The sequence below is a fragment of the Zobellia barbeyronii genome (assembly GCF_018603515.1).
Classification (GTDB): Bacteria; Bacteroidota; Bacteroidia; order Flavobacteriales; family Flavobacteriaceae; genus Zobellia; species Zobellia barbeyronii.
Genome location: NZ_JACATN010000003.1, coordinates 300,608 through 327,206 on the forward strand (window position 1 = coordinate 300,608; position 26,599 = coordinate 327,206).

Genomic DNA, 26,599 nt, shown 5'->3' on the forward strand with positions numbered 1-26,599 from the left:
CTAACACTGTAAATTTCAGTATTTAACAAAGCGCTCACAGCTACTTTTGTTACAGAAACAACCTGCTCAGAAGAAAAATAATTGTGTAAACGAATATTGACGGGTTTGTTGCAAATAGTTTATAAATAATACGGTATTCTGTAAGAAGTAGGTGACATGATTATTTATATTGCAGTTATAGTCTAAACATGGGTAGACTCAACAGAGTGGTTTTATACCCTAGTATTGAGAGGTATGTACTAGGGTACATATACAATTGTTACAAAACAATAAAAAAAGCACTAGTAAGATAAAAAAGTTCATTAGCTAGATTGCAAAATGTAGACTAACTAACAAAGCTCAATCAGATTATAAACGAGTTCAAATTTTTACAATACTAGAGTTAAAGAAAATGTAGACGCGTTTTGTACCGCTTGGATTGATAAAACAAGATTAACAGTAACAGATACTATTACTTCCTAAAAAGAGTTTTACTTTTTATATAAGGTCTAATTTTAGGATGATTATACAGTAAAAATAATTGATAAATGCAACGTTTCCCCACTAGGGTGCTCTTAACCTCGGTATTATATATCCTTATGATACTGGGCCTTAATGCGCAATCTAGTAATCAATTTTTAGAAAAAATTGGACTTGAAAATGGGCTTTCATCTAATTATCCTACATGCATTATTGAAGACTCCAAAGGATTCATTTGGGCTGGCTCCAATAACGGATTGAACCGATACGATGGGTATCAATCTAAAGTATTTAAGTATGACCCAAACAATAGTAACACCATCTCAGAAAATTGGATTACTGCTCTATTAGAAGATTCTAATGGAAATATATGGATTGGAACAGAAGGTGGTGGACTAAACCTTTATAATACCACTACAGACGTTATAACGAGATTTACCCATAGAAAAAATGATTCAACTTCTATTAGCAGTAACACGGTACATAGAATATACGAGGATAGTACATTAAGACTTTGGGTAGCTACAAATAGTGGTTTGAATTTACTAAATCGCTCCAAAGGCACCTTTAAACGCTGGATACAACCCAATGAATGCGAAAATTGTGAGTTCTCCGTAAAAGCTATAACTGAAGATCAAAAGGGAAATCTTTGGATTGGAGACGAGTTTCAAGGGCTTTACTACTTTACTCCCTCCAGTGGTAAATTCACCAAACCTCATTTAAACAATACCAATGAAAATGTACTTCCTTCAGAATTTATAAATGATCTATATTTCTCTAAAGGCAATTTATGGGTAGGTACTGACAATGGATTAGCCATATTAAACACACTAACTACTCCATTTAAAAAAGTGGCATTAGATCCTGAACGTAAAAGTGCTCTTAATGGCATGTATATATGGAAAATTTACAATGACAATAATGGGAGTATTTGGTTATGTACAAATGGTAGCGGTTTAATAAATTATAATAGAAAGACACACGAGATAACTGTTTATAAGGCAGATGGCAACTCTGCTTACAAAATAGGTAGTAATTCCATAGAAGATGTACTTGTAGATACATCCAGAAACATTTGGATGGCAACCACAGGAAACGGATTGAATAAATTCAATTTGAAAAACCTGAACTTTCATCATTGGGAAAAAGACAACGACAACAGCAATTCATTGGTTGATAACAGTGTCCGAGCAATGTTGCAGGATAAAGACGGTACGATATGGGTAGGAACTAACAATGGGTTAAGCGGATTCAATCCAACATCTCATCTATTTAAAAATTATAAAAAGGATTTTAATTATAGAGCTGATGTCAATACTCCAAAAATCCGTTTTATACTTCGTTCCAAAAGCAATGACTTATGGATAGGCTCACAAAGTGGTGGACTCTATAAATACAATCCAAAGCAAGATCGGTTCATCTTAGAATTAGATTTTATAAATAATCCAATAGCAACTAAAATAGGACACATTCAAACCTTATATGAGGTAGAAGATGGTGTACTGTTAATTGGAACCGTAGGAGCTGGCTTAGTTACCTACAATACTATTACAGGCGAAACCAAGCATATATACTCACAAGACAATCCCAATAACATCATATTTAGCTTAGATGCAAAATGCATGTTAACAGCTTCTGAATCTGAAATATGGATAGGTACTGACATAGGTTTGCTCTTGCTTAATACCAATACTTTAGAGTTTAAATTATGGGAATATAAAGAAGGTTGTGACAACTGTATTGTTGGAAATAAAATTCGTTCCTTATACCGTGACAGGAACAATAGATTGTGGATTGGAACCAGAAGTGGCTTAGCCATATTTGATCCTAAATCCGAAAAATTTGAGCAATACGGAATAGATGATGGTCTACCAAGTGATATCATATTTGGTATTCTACCAGGTATTGACGGTAATATTTGGCTAACAACTCCCAATGGGTTGTCAAAAACAAACCCTCTAAATATAGAATTCAAAAATATTACAGTACCCGGAAACAATATTCTAGACATGGGAGCCCATGCACAGGGGTTAGACGGAAATTTACTCATAGGAGGTACATCTGGGTTTACGGTTTTCAACCCTAACGACATAAAAAGTAACCCGCACATTCCTAATGTAGTTTTTACAGATGTTAAGGTTAACAATGAATCCATATCGTTCGATAAGAATATTTCCGAATTGGACTCCATAGATTTATCCTATGACCAAAACAATTTAACCTTTGAATTTTCTGCTTTAGAATTCACAAATTCCCAAATTAATAAATACAAATACAAATTAGAAGGGTTTAATGATAGTTGGGTTGAATATGGTAGTAAACACGATTTAAATTTTACAAATTTAGACCCAAAAACATACGTATTAAAAATTAAAGGCTCCAATGATGAAGGTGTGTGGAATGAGCAAGAAACGTCACTAACTATTTACATAAAACCACCTTTTTGGAAAACACTGTGGTTTAGAATCCTTAGTATTTTACTAATTATTGGGTCTCTTTTTACTTTCTATTATTTACGGATCAATAGATTGAAAAAAACGGAAGCCATGCTTCAAAAAGAGGTCTCTAAACAAACAAAAGAACTGGTAGAGAACAACAAAAAGTTAGAGGAACTAGATAGAGAAAAGGATGGTATCATTGGGATTATGGCTCATGACCTCAGAGGCCCTCTTAATAATATTCAAGGTCTTAGTCAGCTTTTAGAAAGTAATGAGAACTTAAATGAAGAACAAAAAACATACATTGGGTACATTAATAAATCTGTAAAAAGTGGTAATAGCCTAATCACAGATTTGCTCTTTATGAGTAATGTTAATCACCCAGAAAAAACAATTGAATTAAAAGACATTGAGCTTTCTGAATTTATAGAAGAATGGGGAAAAAGCTATATAACCAGGTTAGATAAAAAAGGTCAAGAACTAAGAACGTTTATTGACAAAAAGCCTCTCATAATTCATACGGACCAAAAATTGGTGACCCGTATTTTTGATAATTTAATGACCAACGCAATTAAGTTTTCAAACAAAGGAAATAAAATTGATTTATCCGTAAACTCCAGTAACGACCTAATAATTATTTCCTTCAAAGATTACGGCCCTGGTATGTCTGAAGCTGATAAAAATAAAGCATTTAAAATGTTTCAAAAACTCTCTGCACGACCAACGGATGGGGAAAGTTCCCATGGGTTGGGCTTAGCTATTGTTAAAACACTGGTTGAAAAGCTAGAAGGGTCTATTACAATTAAAAGCGAACTGAGGAAAGGCACTGAGTTTATTCTCAGTTTACCTAAAGGGAAGATATAATCTAATCTTCTATTGCCAATTACAACTACTACAATTTTATAACTCTTGGGCTGTGACAGCTCATTTGAGAGATTCTCTCTTTAAAGTTGACTACTAGTATATGCGTAAATAAAACACACGGTTTAACTCCGTAATCTTCTTATTCAAAAAACACCCCTTCATTAAATAATACAGTATTCTGTAAGAATCAGACGACATGATTATTTATATTGCAGCTATAATACCGATTTAAACAGGCTAAAAAGCGCCATGGTTACCCTCATATTTAGATAGATGTGTGCTTGTGGACATATACAAGCACTGTTAAACAAAATAAAATGTACAAATTCATAATTTTACTTCTCATTCTATTTGTGCCATTAACTACGTTTTCACAAGATAAATATTTCAAATTACCACAGGCTAAAACCCAAAAACCCTTCTTAATTTTCAATAAAAACATTATTGGAAATGATTTTTTAATGAATCGTTTTGGAACTTCAGAGAAAGAGGCGAGAGAAAAAATTAAAGAAATGTATGTTTTAATAGACAAACAAAACAGAGAACTCAGCGACTATTATAACCTCACAGAACACGGACTCGTATTATTCGATTTAAAAGATAGTTTAATAAGTAAAACTCAATCAGAACTGAATAAATTTTTCGGACTGGACAAACAAAACGAAATCTATATTGACGGCTATTTATTAGAAAGTAAAAAATATAGCATCGCATTAATCGGAATTACCGAGATTGAAATTGTGGAGCCTGATGGCATAAATGGACTTAAGAACAGAGTCCTGAATATATGGACTTTAGGAAAAAGCAAAAGGTATTTCAAAAACGAAAACTGACCATGAAAATAATTTGCAACAAAACCTAAATATAATACAAACCTTAGGGCAAAATCACAAGGTCTGTGCCTATTTACAAACCGCTAAATTTTATTGATTTAGCTTTAAAATAGAAAAATAAAATAATTATCATTGAAAAAAATCTGGCTGTTTCTATCAAATATTTTCTTTACAAATCGCAATTCTAAAACCAAATTTAATTTGGAAACAGTATTAGAAATGGATAGAGAGGACTTGATTGTTACGGAAATAGATACGTATTTAAATGAAATATCAAACTACGGACAAGAGATAGAAAAATTGAATTCTTCTCAAAGAGTTTTGCTAATTATTGAAAACCTACAACGCGAAATTAATAATGGCGGATTTAAACAATTTTACTGGAATTCAAGCGGAGATTATGCAATGGAAACGGTAGATACTCTAAAACAAATTGGAGCTACAATAACTGCTGGAGTAGTTAAAAAAGCTAACGACCAATTTCCTGACGGACTTGTTCCTGAAGACAGGGATAAAAGAGGTGAGGTTTTGAATTTAATTGGGGAAAAATCTTCTGAATACTGGAATGCGTTAGACCTTAAATTCTACGGACCTAATAAGGAAACCGGAATATGGGAAATTGACGACTTGCCAAATCTGCTTATTAAGTTTGTAAAAGCTAATAAAGCTGACTTTGAAAAATAATATGTTACAACAAAACCTCCTAAAAAAAGCCTCCCTCCTATTTTCTAAACCAAATTCCTGTTTTCTTCTACCTTAAAACTCCTTATCTCATCTTGCCTTTCACATAGCTTACCAGCTTTTTTATATTTACAGTCGGTGCTAAACGTAAAGGTTCGTGTGTAACGATTCGTTCCTAATCATAACCTTACCCCTGCCTGTAATTCAAAAAGTAGACAGACTTGTCTGCTTTTTGTATATTTGTCCCGTGAAACACTCCGAAATAAAAAATAGAATCATTGAGACGGCCTCCTCCTTATTTTATAAGAATGGTTATAATGCTACAGGGATAAATGAAATCATTTCCGAAGCTGGTATTGCTAAAGCAACACTCTACAGACATTTTAAATCTAAAGAAGATATCTGTATTGCCTATCTGCGGTTTAAAGACACCGGTTTCACTAAAGATATTGAAGAACTCACCTCTTCCAAACCAAAAGGAAAAGCGCAAATACTAGCTATTTTCGATTTTCTTGAATTACTCTTTCAGACCAAAGACTTTAATGGTTGCTGGTCTATCAAAACAGTTTCAGAAATTTCGGGGAATAATGAAGTAATTAGAAATGAGATACAACAGCAAAAAAATGCGTTTATTGAATTTATCTCAAAACTGATAACGACTAATTTAGAGGATATTAAAGAAGAAGAAATTAACTCACTTTCTCGAAAAATATATTTACTCTACGAAAGCGCAGTAGGTGAAAGTTATTTGCATCAAGCAGATTGGCCAATTGAGGAAGCAAAGAATTTGTGCTCCACAATATTAGAATAAAGCAATTTACGCCCATATAGACAGACTAAAATTAGACTGTCTAATTAGTAATGCCGCTAATAATTACTTTGACGAACAACACTTAAAGCAACTACTTTTCTAAAACAGCTTTTATAACTCTACGCAAACCTTCTTCTAATATTACTCTAGGGCAAGCAAGGTTTAATCTAATATAGCCATCTGCATTGGCAACAAACATATTTCCGCCTTCCAATAAAACCCCTGCATTTCGTGCGAAATACAATGTTAGGTTTTCATTATCAGCAAAATAATAACTAACATTTACCCAAGCCAAATAGGTTGTATCAGGAATAATGAACTTTGTATGAGGCAAATGTTCATCTAATTGTTCTTTTAAGTACTTAAAGTTATCATCTAAATAATCTGTCAATTCAATGAGCCAAGCATGACCTTCTGAATAAGCAGCCTTAGCTGCTACAATACTCAATGGGTTTTCTACAGGCACATAATTCTCATTGTATTTAGTTCTCAATTCATCGTTGGGAATAATAATATTAGCAAACAAATTACCAGCAAGGTTAAATGTTTTACTTGGCGCCATACAAGTAATAATCTTATCTGAATTAGGAAAAAGACTTGCCAAAGGTGTAAAGATTTTGTCTTTACGGAGTACGTCACAATGAATTTCATCAGATATAATAGTCAATCCGTTTTCTAAACAAACTTGGCCAAACTCTAATAATTCTTTTTGGGACCATAATCTCCCGGTAGGATTATGAGGGTTACAGAAAACCGCCAAAACACATTTCTCGTCTGACGCTTTCTTTTTAATATCATCCATATCCATGCGAAACCTGCCCTTCTCTTCTATCAGATCAGAACAGACCAACTCTACCTCATTATAATCGGTTCCGTGCTTAAAAAACGCATAAGAAGGCGTAACAATCAATACTTTTTCGTCTGCTTTACAGATATAACCGATCAAATCATATAAAGCGGGAATAACACCTTTAGCATGTACTAAATGTTCTATGTTAAACCTCCATTTATAACGGTCTATACACCATTGCAGAAAACTCAACGCATAAGAAGGGTCAGCTACCATAGAATATCCCAATAACGGGTGTTCTAAGCGCTCTTTCATAGCATTGATAATTTCTGGTGCAATCGCAAATTCCATATCTGCAACCCACATTTTAATAAAATCTTCTTCCGGATAATTACCACTAAGATCTTCATCTGTATCAAAAAGATAACCTCTATACCCCTCTACGGACATAGCATTGGTTCCTTTTCTTTCTAATACTTGATTAAATTGGTATGTGTTAGATGACATCATTTTAAAAATTAGGAAGCGTTATAGTACTAGATTATTAAAGGCTATTTCTTTGCAGCAACTACAGACATTTCTACGAGCAATTCAGGTCTGGCCATACGAGCTTCAACACATGCACGTGCCGGCTGATGCCCTTCCTCTACCCAGGCATCCCAAACTTCATTCATGGCAGCAAAGTCTTTCATATCTCTTATATAAATGGTTACCGAGAGGATGTGTCTTTTGTCAGAACCGGCTTTATTAAGCAATTCTTCTACCTTTTCTAGGGTTGTTACCGTTTGTTCTTTGATGCTTTTAGTAGCATCTTTTGCCACTTGACCGCAAAGATAAATTGTACCATTATGCTCTACAATCCTACTCATACGCGGCGTTGTATCTATTCTTGTTATCGACATCAGTTTTTGTTATTGGTTAAAATGCAAAATGAATACATATAATTTTTTTACTGAGGAACTCATTGCAACTATGTACACTTTCCTAACACAAATGCATGCGGTTGGGAGACTTGTACATTATAAATAAAAGACTTTAAACTTGATTATTAGAATATTGATGAAAAAGAATTACACCAAGTACAACAGGTACTATAATCATTGCCCTAAAACATATTAAGATGCAAAAGGACACTGATTATAGCCTTGTTGTTCTCTGCCAGAAGTTTCAATAATTTAATACTCATTTCAAAAATCCAAATTAGATAAAACAAGTACCCATTAAAAGCCTGACAAAATTATTAAGTACAAAGAATTACTTTATAATATGTGTTCCATGAACAACTGCGGCACCTGCTCTTAATGCTGCTGCAATAAACGTTGTTTCTGCTAATTCTTCTTCGGTTGCTCCTGCTTCCACTGCATGATTCTTGTGAATCTCAAGACAGTAAGGACATTGCGTAGTAAGTGCTACTGCTAAAGCTATTAATTCTTTATATTTTTTAGGAATTGCTCCTTCGCCCATAGCTGCTTTATCCAATGCTTGAAAAGCTTCCATTGCAGCAGGTGCCATTTTACCTAAACTTCCTAGTTTACTCAATTGTTTCATGTCATACATAGTACTTCAAATTTAATGTTGAATTCAAATGTACAAATAAAGACAGACCTGTCTGTCTTTATTTTGTTTTTAACATTTATATACAAATTAGAATCTATGAGTCATTCTATTGCCGCAGAACTAAATGAAACGTTATATAGATTGACGAAAGCTAATTTGAGCTATCAGAACCTCTGCACAACAAAACTCTTCTATAAATATTACGCCTTTCTGTAAGAATAAAATGACGCGAATATTTATATTGCAGGTATAATCTAAATGTGGGTAGGACTAACAGAGTTGTTGTATACTCAATTATGGAGAGATAAGAATACTAATGTAGATATGTAATTGTTAGGCACAATTAAAAAACAAAACCTTAAATGAGCGAATTCCATTGCCTCGACATTGAATTTCCCAATGTTGATTTAAATCCATATTTTATTGATACTAAGACGGAAGTTAAACAAATTCATCACGCTCACTTGTACTCACACCAAGATGAAATTGAACTTAGAATCTTCTATGAAGACAGTACTTATTTTGGAGAAAAATTATCAACTTGGTTAAATAATATCGATTCAAAAAAATTTGGCTCATTCATTAAAGTAAAATTAACTGAAAATCATACTAACGAGGGATTACAAAAAATTGATTTTTCTGAAGCAAAACTAATCGGTCTTTCAAATAGCACTAGTTATTATAAAGGTGACGAAAAATATATTATTATCACAATTGATACAATTAAGTCATATTGGGATTCTAACGAAGAAAATAAAAATACAGGTGAATTTTATTTAGACGATAAAGGATTTAGGGTTGTTCAATCATTTTATGGAATTTTTGCTCCAAAAACATTTTTTAAAAATGACGGTAAATTTGAGATAAATAGAAAGAAAGACGCAACCAAGTTTTACAAACTTGGTAAATCATCATTTCGTCCAGAATTCAATTTATATTCAAAAGGCAATGTAAAAGATAGAACTGCTTCCATTATAAAAGAACCAAAAATCCAATTCAAATATCAAAATGAGATTACAGAAAAAGAAACTATTTTTTATGGTAATGTAGTATTGATGTTGGCTTCATTTTATCATCATCTAAAAATAGATTACACTCTTCGTAGAATACATTTGACAGAAAGTACAATAACCATAAAGAAAAGTGAGCAAAAAAACTATTTTGATAGAAATGGAAGTCTTAGGGGATTTGGAATTAATTGGAATTTCAATAAATTTCTTCAATCAAGTTGGCAAACAGAATCTATAACCAACTTTGGTATGCTTTCAAAAGCAATTACTTTGTTTAATCAATCGCATTTAGTTGACAATTCATCTGCATTTTTGATTCGTTATAATATTATTGAGATTTGTGACAAGCAAAAACAAGACACAGAAAAGTTCACCCTTACTTTGAGCAAAAGACAAATAAAACAAAAACAAGAAGAAGCTTTATCAAATCTATTAGAGACAATTAAAACTGATGAACAGCAAGTCTTTAAAAAGCGTTGGGCAAATGTTCTAACTTTATTACAGAACAAGCCTATGAAAAACCAATTGATTTCCTTTTTAGAAAACCAAAGTTTAGACCCAAATACATTTCCAATTACAATTAGAGAATTAAAAGAACTAAGAAACAATATAACACATGGTAGTATCGATAAAGTAGATGTAGAATTACTTAGAAAGGCTAATATCTTACTTTATAGAATTAGTGGTATACTAATCTTAAACTTAATGGGAATAAAAGATTGGAAATTAAACACGGAAATAAAGTAACTGTGCCTAACACGGTATAAAAAACATAAGTCATCTGTGCTAAACCGAAACAAAAGTGGTTATCACCTGCTCTACGCCTCAAACATTAGATTCATAAACACCACCCCCAACTCTACAAATCAACCAATTTTATATGGTATCGATTTAGTTTAACCTTGCCCATATTTTCCAGTTTTTTAAGCAACCTAGATATTACTACGCGAGAAGTATGTAGCTCGTAAGCTATTTCTTGGTGGGTACTATTTATAGTGGTGCTGCCTGTAACCCGAGATTTGTTTTTCAGGTATTTTAAAAGACGTTCATCCATTTTTAAAAATGCGATGCTGTCTAAAGTTTCCAGCAATTCATTCAGCCTATTATGGTAACTTTCTAGAATAAAATTACGCCAGCTTGGGTATTTGGCCATCCATTCTTCCATTTTACTAATGGGCACCATAATTAACTTTGCTTCGGTTTCTGCCACCGCGCGTATTTCACTCTTTCTATGACCTACACAACAGTTTAGTGTCATGGCACAAGTATCGCCATGCTCAAGGAAATAAAGCAATAGCTCATCACCTTTGGCATCTTCCCTCAACACCTTTATTACTCCTGAGACCAGCAACGGCATAGTTTTAATGAATTCCCCTATTTCTATAAGTTTAAATCCTTCAGGAATTTCTTTATACGTAGCTACGTTATCAATTTCTTGAAGAAGTTCTTCCTCAAAAATATGCCCGTAATTCTCTTGTAATGGCTGGTTCATCTTAAAAATTTAATCACTCTTTAATAGAACAGGTCTTAAACCCGAAAAGCGTGTATAACGGACAGAAGTTTATAAAACTGGTTATAATAAAAATTGCAGCTACGCCCAACAGCACGTAAGCTAAAGTGCCCCCAATACTATTTTGCCAATAGAGTACAATAACAATAGCGGCAAAAATAAATCTAATGATGCGGTCTGTACTTCCCATATTCTTTTTCATGGTTCTAAAATTTAGTTGGTTGAAGGTTTCTCGCATCAGAAATATTCTGGCTTCATCCAATTCCTGTCATACCCTTTATTCTGTATATTCAGTAATTGGAGGGCTCACTACTTAGACATTTTACCACTCACACAACTAGCAAAAGAAATTGCCTTTGCGGCCATAGAATTAGCGCTGTCTATGGATGGGTAACCCAATGCTTTTAACTTGTCTTTTACAAGCAAGGCTACGTTTACATCTTCATGCATAAAGGAAACCATAGAAGACTCTACATCTACCGAAAGGTTAGATATCTCATCTAACTCCGAAATTTTAGAAGTTATGGTTTTGGCGCAGCCGCCACATTTTAGGTTTTGAACTATAATAGTTGTTTTCATAAAATTATTTTCTACGGCCACACAAAGGTGTTAACCGTTGGTTATTTATAAAATTTAAGACCATCTTGAATAGCCTCCTTTTAAATCAAAAATTTGCGAAAAGCCCATTTCTAGGAGTTTTCTAGATGCTTTCTGACTTCTTGCTCCTGAACGGCAATAGACATAAACCGGTTTTGTTTTATCTAAGCTTGAAAAAGATTTTTCAAAAGCGGCTTGATTAAAAAAATCGATATTCTTAGCTCCTTTTATATGCCCACCGCTAAACTCATTGGCCGTACGAACATCTACCAATTGTACTTTTTTACCTGAAATAGCAGTTGCATATTCCTTTTTATCCAAGACTTTTATTTTATCTGAGGCTTCACTTTTATTACCGAATATTGAACTTAAGAATGACATAGTTTTTATTTTTTTTGAAGGAAGGATTAAAAAAAAGGAAACGGTCTAATTAATCCTGACCGTTTCCCAATAAAATAACCAACCAATTTTTTTTGTTGTTTCTATTTTATCGCCAGAAATCCCATTTATGTTATCAATAGAACTGCTGGTGTCTTAGCTTTTATGTTAGAGCAATGTAGTAGGACAAACGTAGTCTGATACTCTTATGCCCGTATTTTTAATTTCTGCAAAACCACCTTCTACATCTACAAAATTATCCCAACCTCTTTGTTTTAATATAGACGAGGCTATCATACTACGGTACCCGCCTGCACAGTGAATCACAAAAGGTTTTTCTTTAGGAAACTGTGCCAAATGCTGGTTGATTTCATTAAGCGGTACGTTAATAGCACCTATGACATGTTCAGAATCAAATTCGCTTTTCTTACGTACATCTATAACCAACGGTTTTTCCGCAGCGTAGGCTATCTCTAATTCTTTTGGTGTAATACGGCTAACGGTCTCAATCTCTTTCTTAGCTTCTTTCCATGTTTTGAATCCGTCTTTTAAATAACCAATAGTATGGTCGTAGCCCACACGAGATAATCTGGTCATGGCTTCCTCCTGTTTACCGGGATAGGTAATTAAAAGAATTTCTTGTTTCACATCCGGAATCATCTCTCCTACCCATTGGGCAAAGCTTCCATCAAGACCTATATTTACGCTATTGGGAACAAACCCTTTTGCGAAATCTTTGGCATCTCTTGTATCTAATAACAAGGCTCCCGTTTCATTAGCAACCACTTCAAAAGCCTCTGCAGATAAAGGTTTTTTTGCACGGTCCATAACCGTATCCAAGCTATCATATCCTTTAATGTTCATCATCACATTTTGTGGAAAATAACTAGGAGGCGTTGTTAAGCCCGTCAATAATTCTTTAATGAACTCTTCTTTGGTCATATCTGCTCGCAACGCATAGTTGGTAGCTTTTTGGTGTCCTAAAGTATCCGTAGTTTGCTTACTCATCTTCTTTCCACAAGCAGAACCGGCACCGTGGTTAGGGAATACCATTAAATCATCGCTCAGCGGCATAATTTTGTTGCGCAAAGAGTCATATAGGTAACCTGCCAACTTCTCTTCCGTTAAATCTGCAACTACATGTTGTGCTAAATCCGGTCTACCCACATCGCCAATAAACAAAGTATCTCCGGTAATAAGGCCATACTCTTTTCCTTCTTCATTTATTAAAAGATAGGTTGTACTCTCCATTGTATGACCGGGAGTGTGAATGACCTTTATTTTATAATCACCAACATTAAAAATTTGACCATCTTCTGCAATCAACGCATCATAGCCAGGTTTTGCTGTTGGGCCAAAAACAATCTCTGCTCCTGTTTTCTTTTTTAGGTCTATATGACCACTCACAAAATCTGCATGAAAATGAGTCTCAAATACATATTTAATTTTAGCATGGTCATTCATTGCCCTATCTATATAAGGTTGTACCTCACGTAGTGGGTCAAAAATAGCCGCTTCTCCATTACTTTCTACGTAATAGGCCGCATGTGCCAAACATCCTGTATAAATCTGTTCTATCTTCATTATGCTTTGCTTTTTTAATTAGGGTAAAGTTACAACGTACTGAAAACCTGCGAAGTAACATTAGTTACAAAGCTCATGAATTATAAAATCAAAAAAAATGATATCCGTCAGGTTAAAAAAATAAATAACACCCTTTTTAAATCAAGAAAAGAGCACCTGTTTTACCGTTATTCGTTCTTCAAAAAATAAGTTTAGCCTATACTCCACACCCATTTTTCACACTACCATAATACCCTAATAACCAACAAATAGCACCAATTAAGAACATTGAGAAAATCCTTTACGGTTTTATTAAGTTCATTCACTGATAACTTCCCATGATTCACTTAATGAAGCTATTTCATATGAAACCATTGCCAATATTTGTAGCTGTAAACACAAATCATAAAACTAAAAATATGAGTGCAAAAGCAATGTTAATAGGTGTAACAACCATCGCAATAATGGCAGTTTCGTGCAAAAGCCAACAAGCTAGCAGTGAACCTGCAAAACAAGGTCCACCTTCTGTTGATGCAATTTTTACTAAAATGGATTCTAATAAAGACGGTCTTCTTTCTAAAACTGAAGTAAACGGTCCTTTAAAAGAAAAGTTTACAGAGATTGATACCAACAAAGATGGTTTCTTATCAAAAGAAGAAGTAAAAAAGGCTCCAAAACCATCAGGAAAGAGACCTCAAAGACAATAAGCGTTTAAACAATCTTACTTATAATTTAAAATCTCCTTATCATGAAAAATACGTTTTACCTTACTTTAGGCTGCTTTGCTTTTTTATTCTCTTTAAATAGCTGTAGCAACGATTCTGATGATACATCTGTAGACGATAGTGTTGATGAAGAAGTATCAACAGAGCTTGTAATGAATGTAGACCCCGAATACTTTACAACAGATAATTTAACGATAACAACCGTACCCTGTACCTTATCTGACGGTACAGAAACAGATTGTTATAAAATAGTAACGGGCAGCACTCCTTCTGATCACGAAATGGGTCCTTGGTGTCCTGATAATATTACGGACAATGCAGAGGCTGGAGGTATATGGTTAGAAAGCGGAGAAGTTTATGATGTAGATGGTGCTTTTATTCAAAACATGGCCAATTTTTATAATGATGAAAAATGGCAAATGTATGATGAGAATGGTGATGTTTTTATTACCGCAACAGAAGATGATTGTATTAATGCAGCCAACCCAGATGTTGGGGCCGAATATGAAAATTTCTGTGTAGAATGTATTCCTTCTTACATCACCGATCTTTCGCAAACTTGGTTAATTCCGGTTACACCAGTTCTACAATCCGAAAAGGCTTATTTCTCCACAGGTGGTGGCGGTCCAATGACGGCAAGTACAATCCCTTCTACACGTGGTGTTGCTCTTAACGGAATAGAATATTCTGCTCCAGCTCCAACAAATAGTATTTTAAGTGCCTATACCCTTGCTCCTTTTGATGATGCAGGTGGGCATATTAACGTACACCAAGGCTACCATTATCATGCTGCTACAGGCTATAGCACTACTATAGATCAAGATGATGATCATGCGCCACTAATTGGGTACGCAATGGATGGTAATGGAATTTATGAAATGTTAGATGATAGTGGCAATGAATCTACAGATTTAGATGATTGTAGAGGTCACTCAGATGATATTAGAGGTTACCATTATCATATTGACGCTGCAGGAAACAACAACTTTATTAACTGTTTAAAAGGTGCTTATGTCATTGAATAAATCCAGCAAAAGAAATGGGTTGCTTGTAGCCTTCTTATGGCTACTGCTCCCCATGGTGGCCTTTGCCCACTCCCCTTCTCAATCAAGTACCATTTTAGTAGAAGGTAAGAATGGCGTTTGGACGCTTCAAATAAGAGCTTCCCTTACTGCTTTTGAGCAAGTAGTTCATGCGGAATACACAGCTGAAGGTTATAAAACACCAGAAGAATTTCAAGATTTAATGGGTACGCTTTTATCAAGAAACTTACATCTAAATATTGATGCTAAAGAGATAAACCTTGTTAAGCCTATTATTAAATTAGGCCATGAAACTATTGTGGTCTACAAGTTTGTTCCCCCGGCAAACTTTGAAACTGTGAAATTGCAGAATACCCTGTTTAAAGATATAAACAGAAGTACCAGTAGTTTTATGGTCTTAAAAAATGGTTCCAAAAGAAACTTGTTTTCGTTGGATAAAAAAAACCAATATGTAGCTCAGGTACATCTTGAAAACAATGAATTTGTACTTCAGGAAAAGTCCATTGGTTTAGCAGGTATCTCTGTTAATTGGTATGTACTTGGATTGGTATTGATACTCGGAGCTTTTGGTATGGCAAAGAAATTTAAATCGAAGAAAAAATACCCTTTCGCCAAAAGTTAGATTGACCAACTCATGTTGGTTTAAATCAATTTAAGTTGATATTAAATACGTTTTATGAAATATAGAAGTATCCTAAAAATAGGGATGGTAACCATAGGGTTGGCACTATGTACCGCTTGTGGTGAGAAACAAAAGAAAGATCAAGTTGATCAAAACAAGATGAATCAACGGCACGATGATAAAAGGCCATGCAAAGATGGCGAAGAACCTCCGCAAAGACCATCTGCAAAAGAAATGTTGGCAGAGATGGATAGCGATAAGGATGGAAGATTATCTGAAAGCGAAGTGAAAGGTCCTTTACAACATGATTTTTTAAAAATAGACACCAACAACGATGGTTACATTGAAGAAGAAGAATTAACTAACGCACCTAAACCCAAAGGTCATCCACCACATGGAAAACCGCCCAGAGGTGATAATAAAACTGGGAAATAGTACTTGCTTTAGCAAGGCAACTTAACCCTGCGCTGATTAACGTAAATACTTGCTTTTAAAATGCTTTACGGTGCTTATCCGTAATAATTAATCAATTAAAAAAATGATCATGTTCAAATTCAATTACATCTTTGGATTCTTGACTTTTATTTCCCTCAATTTTGGGTCTTGCAGTTCCGATGAAAGTACAGATGGTAGTACAGACGCTGAAACTGAAACAGCTACGGATAGTGGCGATTATTTAATTACAGAAGCGGCTTTCAACAGTACTTCATTAGTCTCTTTTGAAACCGTTACCGCTACTTTAGAAGATGGTTCTAGTGCAGAATGTTTTCAATTAACTTTCTCAAGTAACCCAGTAGAAAGTGGCCCTTTTTGCCCTGAAACTATTAATGATATTGGTGGTTTAGGGGTTTATGATGGAGCTACAAATCCTGGTTTTCAAGTAATGAAAGCAGAATTGTTCAATGCTATGGAAGCAGATGGTTACGATATTGTAGATGACGAAGGCAACATTAACACAGATGATTTTGCTTCAGGACCTGTAGATGGAGATTTAGCTTATTGTTTACAAGCTGCTCCTGATAATAATTTACAATTGACATTTCTGATTCCTACAACACCAAAATTGGCATCTTCAAATAATGATATAGATACAATTGAATTGGTTGGTGTTTCAATAGATGGTGCTCCTATTAACGGCGCTCCACCTTCTGTTGCTAACCCAGGTAGAGAAAAAGCAGGTAATATCCCTTCTTTAGACCCTTGCGGTGGTCATCATGATCCAGCTGGCTACTATCACTGGCATTTTGTGGCAGCATCCATGAACCAAGTCTTGGAGGCCAATAATATAACGGACGTTTCCTGTACATTGGTGGAACAGGTTGTTGACACCAAATTAATAGGTTTTGCTAAAGATGGTTTTCCAATATATGCCTATGGGGTTGAACCGGACGATTTAGATGATTGCGGCGGAAGAACTGCAGCTACAACAGAATACCCAAATGGTACATATCATTATGTTGCCAGTAATACAGATGCTCCAAACGTTCCAAAATGTCTTAAAGGAGTAGCGGCAAGCAACAACTTTAGTTACCAATAAGAAGCGTTATGAAAAAGACTTTTATTTTTTGCTTACTTACTATGCTGACCATAAAAATGACGTACGCCCACAATCCATTGTCGGCTACCTACTATTTAGAGGTTAATCAAGAATTGGGAATATTGAACGTTAGTGTAAGTCAGGCTGGTTTTCAAGAGGCCCTAAACAAACATTATCCAGAAATTAATTTCGATAAATTGTCTGATGTTGAGTATAAGAAATTAGCGGTAGGTTATATAAAAGATAATTTCAATTTAATGGTAAACGGTAATCAGGTCCAGCTTTTAAACGGCGGTCTGAAACTGGGAAACCACCAAACGGATTTAAAATTTATAACCTCAGATTTACCTCATAAGTTCAGCAACCTAGCTATTAAAATTGATGCATTCAAAGAGAACGACCACCATCAAACGGTTTTTTCATTGTCTTTGCATGGTGTATCGGACAAGGTTATTCTAACCGAAAAAAATGATTACGCTACTTCTGTTAATTTCGAAAACAATAAAATGGTAGCCAAAACAGAAGGCTTTGACACAAAATATTTATGGTTTTTTACAGCGATTCCAATTCTTATAGTGGGTAAAAAGTTATTCTCATCTCAGAAGGATAGCGAATAGGCAGCTATCCATTTCATTTTTAGTTCTTTATCAAAAATAGCTATGCAATCTAAGATTGCATAGCTATTTTTTTATATGACCTATGTCATAGTCAGTATTATCTTACTACAATACCTTTAGTCTTTAGAAAACAATCTAGTAACGCTTGGAAAAGAGGTTGTTAAAGCCTTGGAGCTACTAATTAATAGTGACCATAAGATATTTTAGAACTGAATAATTCTGTGAAATGAAAAAAATTATAATTCCTACCGATTTTTCAAAAAATGCACAAAGGGCTATTGATTATGCACTTCTTCTTTTCAAAAATGAGACTTGCACATTTTATATCATACACGCATATCATGATGCGCCTTCTGCCCCAGGGTCTAAAATGACCTTTCAAGAAGACCTGAATAAACTTGTGAAAGAATTGCAGGCTCAAAACACGACTTATAATCATCGTTTTGAGGGAATCTTAGAAACCGATTCAGTTTTTAGCTTAACAAAGCGGACTGTAATTAGCGAAAAGGCAGATTATATATTTGTCGGAACAAAAGGCTTGTCTGCCCTCCGTGAAGCTTTTGTGGGAACTAATACGCTACAACTCATTAGAGATATTAAGAATTTCCCAATAATTTCTGTACCCTCTGTCTATACCATTAATAGTCTAAAGGAAATTGTTTTTGCAACGGACTTCAAACATACTTTCAAAACTGAAGAGCTCACCCCTATTGTTCAAATAGCTTTAATCTGTAATGCCGATTTGAACATAGCTCACATTAAAACTGAAGAAGCTTTGAGCGATGAACAAAAAATAAACAAAGAAATATTGAGAAGCGGACTCAAAGGAGTGAAAGGTCATTTTTTTGAAATCGATTTACAAGATTCTGTAGCCAATACATTGGTTCAAATAAAAAATACAAACCAAAATATAGGTATGCTATCCATTTTGAAGACGAAGCACGGTTTTTTTGAAAGCTTAACACGTGAGAACATCGTAAAAAGTATCGCTTTTAAAACTGAAGTGCCTTTTATGGTACTACCACAAATTGAATAAAACAAATTATTTGGAGGAGAACAACACACAAAATAAATAGGTCTTGAAATTTAGATTATGGGGGAAATAGCTACATCAAGCAAACAGATTACGTTTTACTATAGCTCAAAATCATTACGGGCAAAACAAGCCTTGGCCTATGCCAAAGCAGAAGGATTACCTGTAGAAGAAATTGATCTCCTCAAAAATAAACTCACTGGAACACAAATCTTAGAACTAGCGGAACGACTACAATTAGAAGTGGCGGACTTGGTAAACAAAGAGATTCCAGCCTATAAAAAACACTTTGAGCAGTATAGTTTATCTACAGATGATTGGATAAAAATGATGCGGTACAATCCTCAAATTATAAAACAACCTATTGCCCTACGTGGCAACAAGACCATCTTGGTCAAAAACCCTACAGATATAACTAAATTATAATTCCTACTGCATATAACATGTACAAGTAAATAGAACGGTATTCGCATATGATGAAATAGAAAATGTACAAATGAAGCAGGAAGAACTGAATATCAATTTATTACAACTTAAAATATGTCTCAGCAATCAGAGGCGCCCGGCGCACCAGGAATGGAGGCTAGATGGACTTCTAGTACAAAAACAGGAATAGGCAAAGCCTTAAATTCTGCATCAGATGTAACTTTCACCCTTAGTCACGGTATTCTTAACGAAGCTTATTACCCACGAGAAGATATTGCTTGCATACGTGATATGGGTTTTGTTGTTACCGATGGCCATGAGTTCTTTTCAGAAGAAAAAAGAGATACGGAACACTTTATAGAAACACTCAAAGATGGTATTCCCGCGTATCATATAGTTAATACGGACAAGTTCCAAAAATTTCAGATTACTAAAGAAGTCATTGTAGATCCTTATAGAAATACTATTCTACAACATATAGTTTTTGATCAGAAAGACCCCGAACTTCCTTTACGGCTATTTGCATTACTTGCTCCGCATCTAAACAATGAGGGTGGCCACAACACAGGATGGATTGGTGAATATAAAGGTGTTGAAATGCTATTCGCTCAGAATGGAAACATTGCATTGGCTATGGCTTGTTCCACAAAATGGGTGAAACGTTCCGTAGGGTTTGTAGGAACATCTGACGGTTGGAGAGATATTCGCCAACATGGAAAATTAGAATGGGAATATGACCTTGCCATTAATGGAAATGTGGCACTTACTGGAGAAATAGATCTTACAGAAAAAGATTTTGTTTTGGCCATAAGTTTTGGAAGAACCCATATAGAAGCCGCCAATCACGCAAGGGCAAGTATTCTAAATGGTTTTGAAACCGCAAAAAGAAAATACATACAAGAATGGCAAACTTGGCAAGATACCCTACCAAATATACCTGCAGCAAATTTTAGAATGAGTGCTGCCATGTTGCGTATGCACGAGGCCAAAAATTTTCCCGGGGGAATTATTGCTAGTCTTTCCATTCCTTGGGGAAACACAAAAGGAGACTCGGACAAAAGTGGCTACCATGTAGTTTGGCCAAGAGATTTACTGGAAACTGCAGGCGGATTTAATGCGTTGGAAACAAAAGCAGATGTATCCCGTATCGTTAACTATTTGATGTCTACCCAAAATGAAGATGGTAGTTGGCCACAAAATATGTGGCTTCAAGGAGAACCTAACTGGGATGGCCTGCAGATGGATCAAATTGCCCTGCCAATTTTGGAAATACTCAAAGGCTACTTACGCAACACAATGGGTGTAAGCCGGATGAAAAGATATTGGCCTTTAGCAAAAAAAGCGATTACATTTCTATTGAAAAATGGCCCGTATACCAGTCAAGACCGTTGGGAAGAAGAAGATGGTTTTTCTCCCTTTACGATGGCCACAGAAATTGCCGCATTATTGGCCGGAGCCGAACTGGCAGAAGTAAGTGACGAAAAAGATTTTGCCATCTATTGCCGCGAAACCGCAGATAGTTGGAACGATACTATAGAATACCGCACCTATGTTACGGGTACTCCCCTAGCCCAAAAACACGGTGTAGACGGGTATTATATTCGTATTAATCCATTTTCAGATATTCCTGCAACGGAATTGGGTGACCGAACTATTAAACTTAAAAATCACCATTCTGATTATGGAGAAACAAAAATAAACGAACTGATCAGTGTAGACGCTTTAGCGCTAGTCAGGTTTGGTCTTCGGGCAGCCGATGACCCCAAAATTCTGAACACATTAAAAGTTATAGACGCTGAATTAAAGGTTGCAACTCCTAATGGTGATTGCTGGTACCGTTATAATGGTGATGGTTATGGTGAGCAAGAAAACGGAGACCCTTATGATGGTACCGGAATAGGTCGTGCATGGCCACTGTTGACCGGAGAAAGAGGTCATTATGAAATAGCCGCCGGTAATATGGAAGCAGCTACTAAGCATTTAATAGCTATGGAAGCCTTTGCAAACAATGGTTTGTTACCGGAACAAATATGGGACAAAGCTGATATTCCCGAAAAGGGCTTATACTTTGGTGAACATACTGGTTCTGCAATGCCACTAACTTGGGCACATGCAGAATATATTAAACTCTGCATTTCTATACAGCACAAAAATGTTTTTGACATGCCCAGCCAAACGTGCGAACGTTATCTGAGGAAAAAAAAGAAATCAGATTATAAAATATGGCGTTTTGATAATGGAACCAGAACACTACCTAAAGACAAAACATTACGAATTGAGACCTTAACGGAATGTACGGTTCATTGGACAGATGATGATTGGAAAAGTACGTTTATTACAGAATCCGAAAATATGAAATTCGGCATTTTTGTAACCAATATTATACCCACAACACCCCAGTCTACTGCATTGCAATTTACATTTCATTGGAAAGAAGCAGACAAGTGGGAACAGAGAAATTATTCTGTAAGTATAGCTAATGAATAATGCTTGATTAGTGATTGAGAAACTCAACTAGTAGTAAAATCATAAGATTACTCTTTAGAAAAAAGTAGACATGCAGATGTCTACTTTTTTTTGTTCTGTATCATAAATATTGACAAAAAAACAGGCGGTAGAAAGTGATATTCACCTCTGCTGCCTGTCTTCCAATTACCAACCAACTCTAATCATACCAGTGTCTTAAAAAGCCAATGGTGTTTTTCTTGTACTAGGCTTTTTTATGATGATTCAAAATTTTGCCTTTTGCATTCGTATGTACATGTATTTTTTTACCATGGTTTTCTAGGATAACTCTATAACGTTTTTTTGCTTTCCCATTTCCCAATTGAACCATGTCGTAAGAATCTTTTTCAAATTTCCATTCAGGATATTCTTTTGCAATAGATTTACTTACGGCATAAGGTAGCGCTACATTTTTAAAATGCTCTGTAGTTTTAACAAGGTTACCGTCTCTGTCATAAGTAGCAGTAAGTTCTTTTCCTTTCTCTTTCATTACTATTTGAAAGGTATCGTAATCTGCATTAGAATCTATATTTGGGTTGATGTAAACATCTCCCTCTACATATTCTACGGGTATCGCATTGTACTCCACAATTGAGAAATCCGGAAAATCTTCTTCCACAGCGGTTACTACTAGTTCTGGTACTTCTTCTACTTCCAATTTAGCTCTAAAGAGCATGTCTTGTGCATTAGATTGAAAAGCCAATCCCATTAAAACTGCACTTAATACTACTGTTTTCATTTTCTTATAATTTAATATGAATTTCAGTTAAAATTATTTTTGATACTTATGCAGATACCGCTTCATCTGAATGGTTATCTACTTTAGTAGCTGAATCTGACATTATTTTTTTTGCTTTCTCTAGTTCTTCAGGGGTGCCGTTAGCAATTACTAGAAACTTATCTGCTTTAAGAGCAGTCTCATATTGTAATACGCTATCTTTTGGAATTCCAATACCAAAAAGAGCACCACCAAGGGCAGATAATCCCCCAACAACTACAGCTCCTTCAAGAGCACCTACTAAAGATGATATTATAGGACCTGCCAACATAACCGGTCCAACACCTGGTATTAAGAAAAAACCGGCACCAAAAACAAGTCCCCAGATACCTCCCCAGAAAGCTCCTGCCGACCCCCAGTTTTTCATTCTATCACCAGTGTTATAAAACCCCATTACTTTGTCTTCCTCGTGGTAATCTTTACCAACAATAGAAAGCTTTTTCATATCAAAGCCAGACTCTTGTAGTTCTTTAACCACTTTTTCGGCTTTTTGATGCGAGTCGCATATAGCGACTGTTACTCCATTTTTCATATGATTCTTATTTAATTATTAATTAAACTTCAAATTCTTATCATCTTTTGATAGGTCAAAATTATCTTGATTGATAAGCGATAAGAATGACCCAGATCAGTTACCCTTAGTTTTAATATTTTTTTAACAAAGCAGTTATTTATTCTTAAAATTGATAAGCAATTGATAAACAGTATTTTATATTGAAACATGGCATTGTAATTTCTATAGGGAGCTCTCGTCTTTATTCAAAACACGTTTAAGTAATATGGAATAAATAGGTGCATTACCTAGCATGGTAGTACAAACTGATGCCGTAACCGCAGTAAAAATCAACGGTAATATCAACTCATAATTTGCCGTCATTTCTACGGAAAGCGCCAAACCCGTGAGTGGAGCCCTAATGGTTGAGGCAAAGATGCCCGCCATACCGGCAACACCAAAAATAGCTGGATCAGGCACCAGGTCTGGGAAAAAATGTTGCGCTACTCCGCCAAAAAGCATCCCTAGAATAACCCCTAAAGTTATTAAAGGAGTAAAAATACCTCCTGGTACTCCCGAGCCATAACTAAGAACAGAAAGAACAAAACGGACAATAAACAGCGCTAGAAGAAACTTTAACGTAAAAGAACTATTATATACATGTGAAATAGTGCTGTAACCTGCTCCAATCATATCTTCTGAATACAATCCTACCGCAGTAATTATAAACGCCATACAGAGCGCAATGATGACATAACTTACTTTCAGTTTTTTAAATAAATCCAAAGCGCCAATCAATAATTTGTTAAACATAATTCCGATTACGCTAAGCACAAGCCCCAACAAGACAAACAACCATATGCCAGATAATTCTTCAAAAGTAAAAATGGTTGTTTTAAGGACAGGTCCACTCCCAACCAACAACCGTACTACCATATCTGCAGAACCGGCACCGATCATAAGCGCTGCTAGTGAATAAAAATTAAACTTAAAATGGCCGTTCATTTCTTCAATAACAAAAATGATACCTGCAAAAGGAGCGTTAAAGGCACTTGCCAAACCTGATGCCGCACCTGCGCTGATTAATGGATTATCCTCTTCTGAAGATTGCTTAAAAACGTCTTCTGCCATCTTACCAACGTTGGCACCTATCTGTACTGTTGGTCCTTCACGACCCAATAGCAAGCCACTACTTAATGAAAATATAGAAGCGATGAATTTAATAGGTAAAACCCTGCGCCATCTCACCGGTCTTAAACCATCTAGAGCACCTTCAATTTCCTGAATACCACTACCAGCAGTTTCAGGAGCGTATTTTTTGACCAAGAATATTGAAAACCAAATACCAAAAAAAGTAAAAAGCATAGGCCAGAGCCAATCTTGCCAAGCCTGACCAATCTCACCTATTTGAAAAGTTGTTCTAAGCGCAGCTAAACGAGCAAGAACCAACCTAAAAGCAGAACTCAATAGACCTGTAACCAAACCCACCAAAAGTGCATAAAATAAAAGTCTATAATTACTGACATCTAGATCTACTAACCTATATCGTGACCGGGTTATTTTTCTATTGTTCATGGCTGTGCTTAAACTGTATCCAAATTGAATATAGATTCACAAAATTAAACCGTGTATACTGCATCAAGAATGACCCAGATCAGTTGTTAAAAACAATACTCATTTATTTTTTAGATATGACCCAAGTCATTCTTATTGGGTGGGAAGTCGGTTAATTTTGAGGGTTGCATAGCGCTACAAATTCAAAAAATAGATTTGAAAATCAAGACTCCAAATAAGATAAGGCAATCACTGACTGAGATCGGGGAACTCTCCTATTTTGCAGGTCGCTTTTTTAAAGAGGCGTTACGGCCACCTTTTGAATTCAACGAATTCTTGCGGCAATGCTACCAGATTGGTTATAGATCGCTAACCTTGGTACTGGTTACGGGTTTCATTATAGGATTGGTTTTAGATTTACAATCACGTCCTACAATGCTTCAATTTGGTGCTGTTTCTTGGATGCCTAATATGGTAGGGATTTCAATCGTACGAGAATTAGGTCCTGTTATTACAGCTTTAGTTTGTGCTGGTAGAATTTCTTCAGGAATTGGCGCGGAGTTAGGTTCCATGCGGGTTACAGAACAGATTGATGCCATGGAGGTATCTGGTACCAACCCTTTTAAATATTTAGTGGTTACAAGAGTTATGGCATCTATACTAATGCTTCCGTTGCTAGTTGTTGTGAGTGATGCGGTATCTCTTTTTGGTTCGGCTTTAATTGAAAACATACAGGGAAACGTTTCTTTTCAATTGTATTTCAATACTATTTTTGACGCCCTGTCCTATACAGATTTAATACCCGCGCTTATTAAAACATTCTTCTTTGGTTTTGCCATTGGACTAGTGGGTTGTTTTAAAGGCTATTATAGTAAAAAAGGAACAGCAGGTGTTGGTGTAGCAGCAAATACGGCTGTAGTAATGACCTCTTTACTTTTATTCGTCATAGATTTTGTAGCAGTTTTTATATCCAACATATTTTTTGATGTGTAATGAAAAACCAAAAAAACATAGACGTAATGGAACAGGCTAAAGGCCAGAAGGAAGTCATTATAGAAATCAAAGATCTCTATAAAAGTTTTGGTGACCATAAGGTGCTGGACGGGTTTCATATGGAGCTATACAAGGGTGAAAACCTTGTAGTCATGGGCAAGTCTGGTTCTGGAAAATCTGTAATGATAAAATGTTTAGTGGGTTTAATGCAACCAGATAGTGGCTATATCTCTGTTCTAGGTAATGAAATAAAGAATTTAGATCGTGAAACCTTAGATGTACTTAGGTCAGATATTGGATTTTTATTTCAAGGGAGTGCGCTTTATGATTCTATGACCGTACGGGAAAATTTAGAATTCCCCATGCGGCGGCACAAAGAAAAGTTTGGTGAAATTAAGGATACTACGCCGTTAGTAATGGATGCCTTGGAAAGTGTTGGTCTCGTAAATACAATTGACCTTATGCCAGAAGAACTCTCTGGTGGAATGCAACGCAGAATTGCTTTGGCACGCACATTAATTTTACAACCTAAAATTATTTTATACGATGAGCCTACTACGGGATTAGACCCAATTACATCCAAAGAAATTATTGAGTTAATGCGTAACATTCAGATAAAATATGGCACATCTTCATTAATCATTACGCATGATGTGGATTGCGCTAGGGTAATTTCTGATCGGATGATTCTATTGGTAGACGGTATAAATTATGCAGAAGGCAAATACACGGATTTGATACAATCAAACGACCCTAAAATAGAGGCCTTTTTTAAAAAATAG

Annotated in this window: 27 protein-coding genes; 16 read left to right on the top strand and 11 right to left on the bottom strand. The window is 35.3% G+C overall.

Translation table 11 applies throughout. From position 1 onward, the window contains the following. Positions 1–527 precede the first annotated feature (527 nt). The 4 genes from HW347_RS09770 to HW347_RS09785 all read left to right on the top strand — a co-directional run bounded on the left by HW347_RS09770 (position 528) and on the right by HW347_RS09785 (position 6,086). Entirely contained in the window at positions 528–3,761 is a 3,234-nt protein-coding gene (locus HW347_RS09770) for a ligand-binding sensor domain-containing protein (RefSeq protein WP_214611712.1), read from the top strand. 317 nt (positions 3,762–4,078) lie between these two features. Beyond that, entirely contained in the window at positions 4,079–4,594 is a 516-nt protein-coding gene (locus HW347_RS09775; RefSeq protein ID WP_214611713.1) for a hypothetical protein, read from the top strand. A gap of 201 nt (positions 4,595–4,795) precedes the next feature. Continuing rightward, the gene (locus HW347_RS09780) at positions 4,796–5,278 is read left to right on the top strand and encodes a DMP19 family protein (RefSeq protein ID WP_214611714.1); all 483 of its coding nucleotides are present in this window, start codon (positions 4,796–4,798) and stop codon (positions 5,276–5,278) included. A gap of 244 nt (positions 5,279–5,522) precedes the next feature. Then, entirely contained in the window at positions 5,523–6,086 is a 564-nt protein-coding gene (locus HW347_RS09785) for a TetR/AcrR family transcriptional regulator (RefSeq protein ID WP_214611715.1), read from the top strand. Between the two features lie 91 nt (positions 6,087–6,177). On the opposite strand, the gene HW347_RS09790 is transcribed toward HW347_RS09785, so the two are convergent. The 3 genes from HW347_RS09790 to HW347_RS09800 form a co-directional block, all read right to left on the bottom strand. After that, positions 6,178–7,386: a MalY/PatB family protein gene (locus HW347_RS09790; protein WP_214611716.1), complete on the bottom strand. Its 1,209-nt coding sequence runs from the start codon at positions 7,384–7,386 to the stop codon at positions 6,178–6,180. Positions 7,387–7,427: 41 nt separating this feature from the next. Beyond that, the gene (locus HW347_RS09795) at positions 7,428–7,778 is read right to left on the bottom strand and encodes a RidA family protein (protein WP_214611717.1); all 351 of its coding nucleotides are present in this window, start codon (positions 7,776–7,778) and stop codon (positions 7,428–7,430) included. A gap of 352 nt (positions 7,779–8,130) precedes the next feature. Then, positions 8,131–8,433, bottom strand: coding sequence for a carboxymuconolactone decarboxylase family protein (locus HW347_RS09800; RefSeq protein WP_214611718.1), 303 nt, complete (start codon positions 8,431–8,433; stop codon positions 8,131–8,133). 362 nt (positions 8,434–8,795) lie between these two features. Between HW347_RS09800 and HW347_RS09805 the strand changes: the two genes are divergently transcribed. Continuing rightward, positions 8,796–10,190 (top strand): MBL fold metallo-hydrolase, encoded by a 1,395-nt coding sequence (locus tag HW347_RS09805; protein WP_214611719.1) that lies wholly within the window; start codon positions 8,796–8,798, stop codon positions 10,188–10,190. 112 nt (positions 10,191–10,302) lie between these two features. Here HW347_RS09805 and HW347_RS09810 read toward each other — a convergent pair whose 3' ends face one another. The 5 genes from HW347_RS09810 to HW347_RS09830 form a co-directional block, all read right to left on the bottom strand. Further along, complete coding sequence (locus HW347_RS09810; RefSeq protein WP_214611720.1) at positions 10,303–10,935, bottom strand: Crp/Fnr family transcriptional regulator; 633 nt, start codon at positions 10,933–10,935, stop codon at positions 10,303–10,305. A 13-nt stretch (positions 10,936–10,948) separates the two neighbouring features. Continuing rightward, the gene (locus tag HW347_RS09815) at positions 10,949–11,155 is read right to left on the bottom strand and encodes a YgaP family membrane protein (RefSeq protein WP_214611721.1); all 207 of its coding nucleotides are present in this window, start codon (positions 11,153–11,155) and stop codon (positions 10,949–10,951) included. A 107-nt stretch (positions 11,156–11,262) separates the two neighbouring features. After that, positions 11,263–11,532 (bottom strand): heavy-metal-associated domain-containing protein, encoded by a 270-nt coding sequence (locus HW347_RS09820; RefSeq protein WP_155597148.1) that lies wholly within the window; start codon positions 11,530–11,532, stop codon positions 11,263–11,265. 54 nt (positions 11,533–11,586) lie between these two features. Then, positions 11,587–11,931, bottom strand: a complete 345-nt coding sequence (locus HW347_RS09825; protein ID WP_214611722.1) for a rhodanese-like domain-containing protein — start codon at positions 11,929–11,931, stop codon at positions 11,587–11,589. Positions 11,932–12,096: 165 nt separating this feature from the next. Further along, a complete protein-coding gene (locus HW347_RS09830; protein ID WP_214611723.1) occupies positions 12,097–13,512 on the bottom strand; it encodes an MBL fold metallo-hydrolase in 1,416 nt (471 codons plus the stop codon). Between the two features lie 398 nt (positions 13,513–13,910). On the opposite strand from HW347_RS09830, the gene HW347_RS09835 reads away from it, so the two are divergent. The 9 genes from HW347_RS09835 to HW347_RS09875 all read left to right on the top strand — a co-directional run bounded on the left by HW347_RS09835 (position 13,911) and on the right by HW347_RS09875 (position 21,981). Beyond that, positions 13,911–14,198, top strand: coding sequence for an EF-hand domain-containing protein (locus tag HW347_RS09835; protein ID WP_225901890.1), 288 nt, complete (start codon positions 13,911–13,913; stop codon positions 14,196–14,198). A gap of 41 nt (positions 14,199–14,239) precedes the next feature. Further along, entirely contained in the window at positions 14,240–15,241 is a 1,002-nt protein-coding gene (locus HW347_RS09840) for a YHYH protein (protein ID WP_214611724.1), read from the top strand. Further along, positions 15,228–15,881 carry a hypothetical protein gene (locus HW347_RS09845; protein WP_214611725.1) on the top strand — a complete coding sequence of 218 codons (654 nt, stop codon included), beginning with the start codon at positions 15,228–15,230 and terminating at the stop codon, positions 15,879–15,881. Before HW347_RS09840 ends, HW347_RS09845 begins: the two co-directional genes overlap by 14 nt. Positions 15,882–15,935: 54 nt before the next feature. Continuing rightward, positions 15,936–16,316 (top strand): EF-hand domain-containing protein, encoded by a 381-nt coding sequence (locus HW347_RS09850; RefSeq protein WP_214611726.1) that lies wholly within the window; start codon positions 15,936–15,938, stop codon positions 16,314–16,316. A 109-nt stretch (positions 16,317–16,425) separates the two neighbouring features. Next, positions 16,426–17,418 (top strand): YHYH protein, encoded by a 993-nt coding sequence (locus tag HW347_RS09855; protein ID WP_214611727.1) that lies wholly within the window; start codon positions 16,426–16,428, stop codon positions 17,416–17,418. A gap of 8 nt (positions 17,419–17,426) precedes the next feature. After that, a complete protein-coding gene (locus tag HW347_RS09860; protein ID WP_214611728.1) occupies positions 17,427–18,035 on the top strand; it encodes a hypothetical protein in 609 nt (202 codons plus the stop codon). 226 nt (positions 18,036–18,261) lie between these two features. Next, the gene (locus tag HW347_RS09865) at positions 18,262–19,071 is read left to right on the top strand and encodes a universal stress protein (protein ID WP_214611729.1); all 810 of its coding nucleotides are present in this window, start codon (positions 18,262–18,264) and stop codon (positions 19,069–19,071) included. Positions 19,072–19,128: 57 nt separating this feature from the next. Next, complete coding sequence (locus HW347_RS09870) at positions 19,129–19,494, top strand: arsenate reductase family protein (protein WP_214611730.1); 366 nt, start codon at positions 19,129–19,131, stop codon at positions 19,492–19,494. Positions 19,495–19,608: 114 nt separating this feature from the next. After that, positions 19,609–21,981 (top strand): glycoside hydrolase family 15 protein, encoded by a 2,373-nt coding sequence (locus HW347_RS09875; protein WP_214611731.1) that lies wholly within the window; start codon positions 19,609–19,611, stop codon positions 21,979–21,981. Between the two features lie 223 nt (positions 21,982–22,204). On the opposite strand, the gene HW347_RS09880 is transcribed toward HW347_RS09875, so the two are convergent. The 3 genes from HW347_RS09880 to clcA form a co-directional block, all read right to left on the bottom strand. Continuing rightward, complete coding sequence (locus HW347_RS09880; RefSeq protein ID WP_214611732.1) at positions 22,205–22,738, bottom strand: hypothetical protein; 534 nt, start codon at positions 22,736–22,738, stop codon at positions 22,205–22,207. Positions 22,739–22,784: 46 nt separating this feature from the next. After that, positions 22,785–23,309, bottom strand: coding sequence for a DUF1269 domain-containing protein (locus HW347_RS09885; protein ID WP_214611733.1), 525 nt, complete (start codon positions 23,307–23,309; stop codon positions 22,785–22,787). A 204-nt stretch (positions 23,310–23,513) separates the two neighbouring features. Continuing rightward, positions 23,514–24,845, bottom strand: a complete 1,332-nt coding sequence (gene clcA, locus HW347_RS09890) for a H(+)/Cl(-) exchange transporter ClcA (RefSeq protein ID WP_214611734.1) — start codon at positions 24,843–24,845, stop codon at positions 23,514–23,516. 195 nt (positions 24,846–25,040) lie between these two features. On the opposite strand from clcA, the gene HW347_RS09895 reads away from it, so the two are divergent. Both HW347_RS09895 and HW347_RS09900 read left to right on the top strand, forming a co-directional pair. Further along, positions 25,041–25,817, top strand: coding sequence for an MlaE family ABC transporter permease (locus HW347_RS09895; protein ID WP_214611735.1), 777 nt, complete (start codon positions 25,041–25,043; stop codon positions 25,815–25,817). Then, positions 25,817–26,599 carry an ABC transporter ATP-binding protein gene (locus HW347_RS09900; RefSeq protein ID WP_214611736.1) on the top strand — a complete coding sequence of 261 codons (783 nt, stop codon included), beginning with the start codon at positions 25,817–25,819 and terminating at the stop codon, positions 26,597–26,599. Before HW347_RS09895 ends, HW347_RS09900 begins: the two co-directional genes overlap by 1 nt.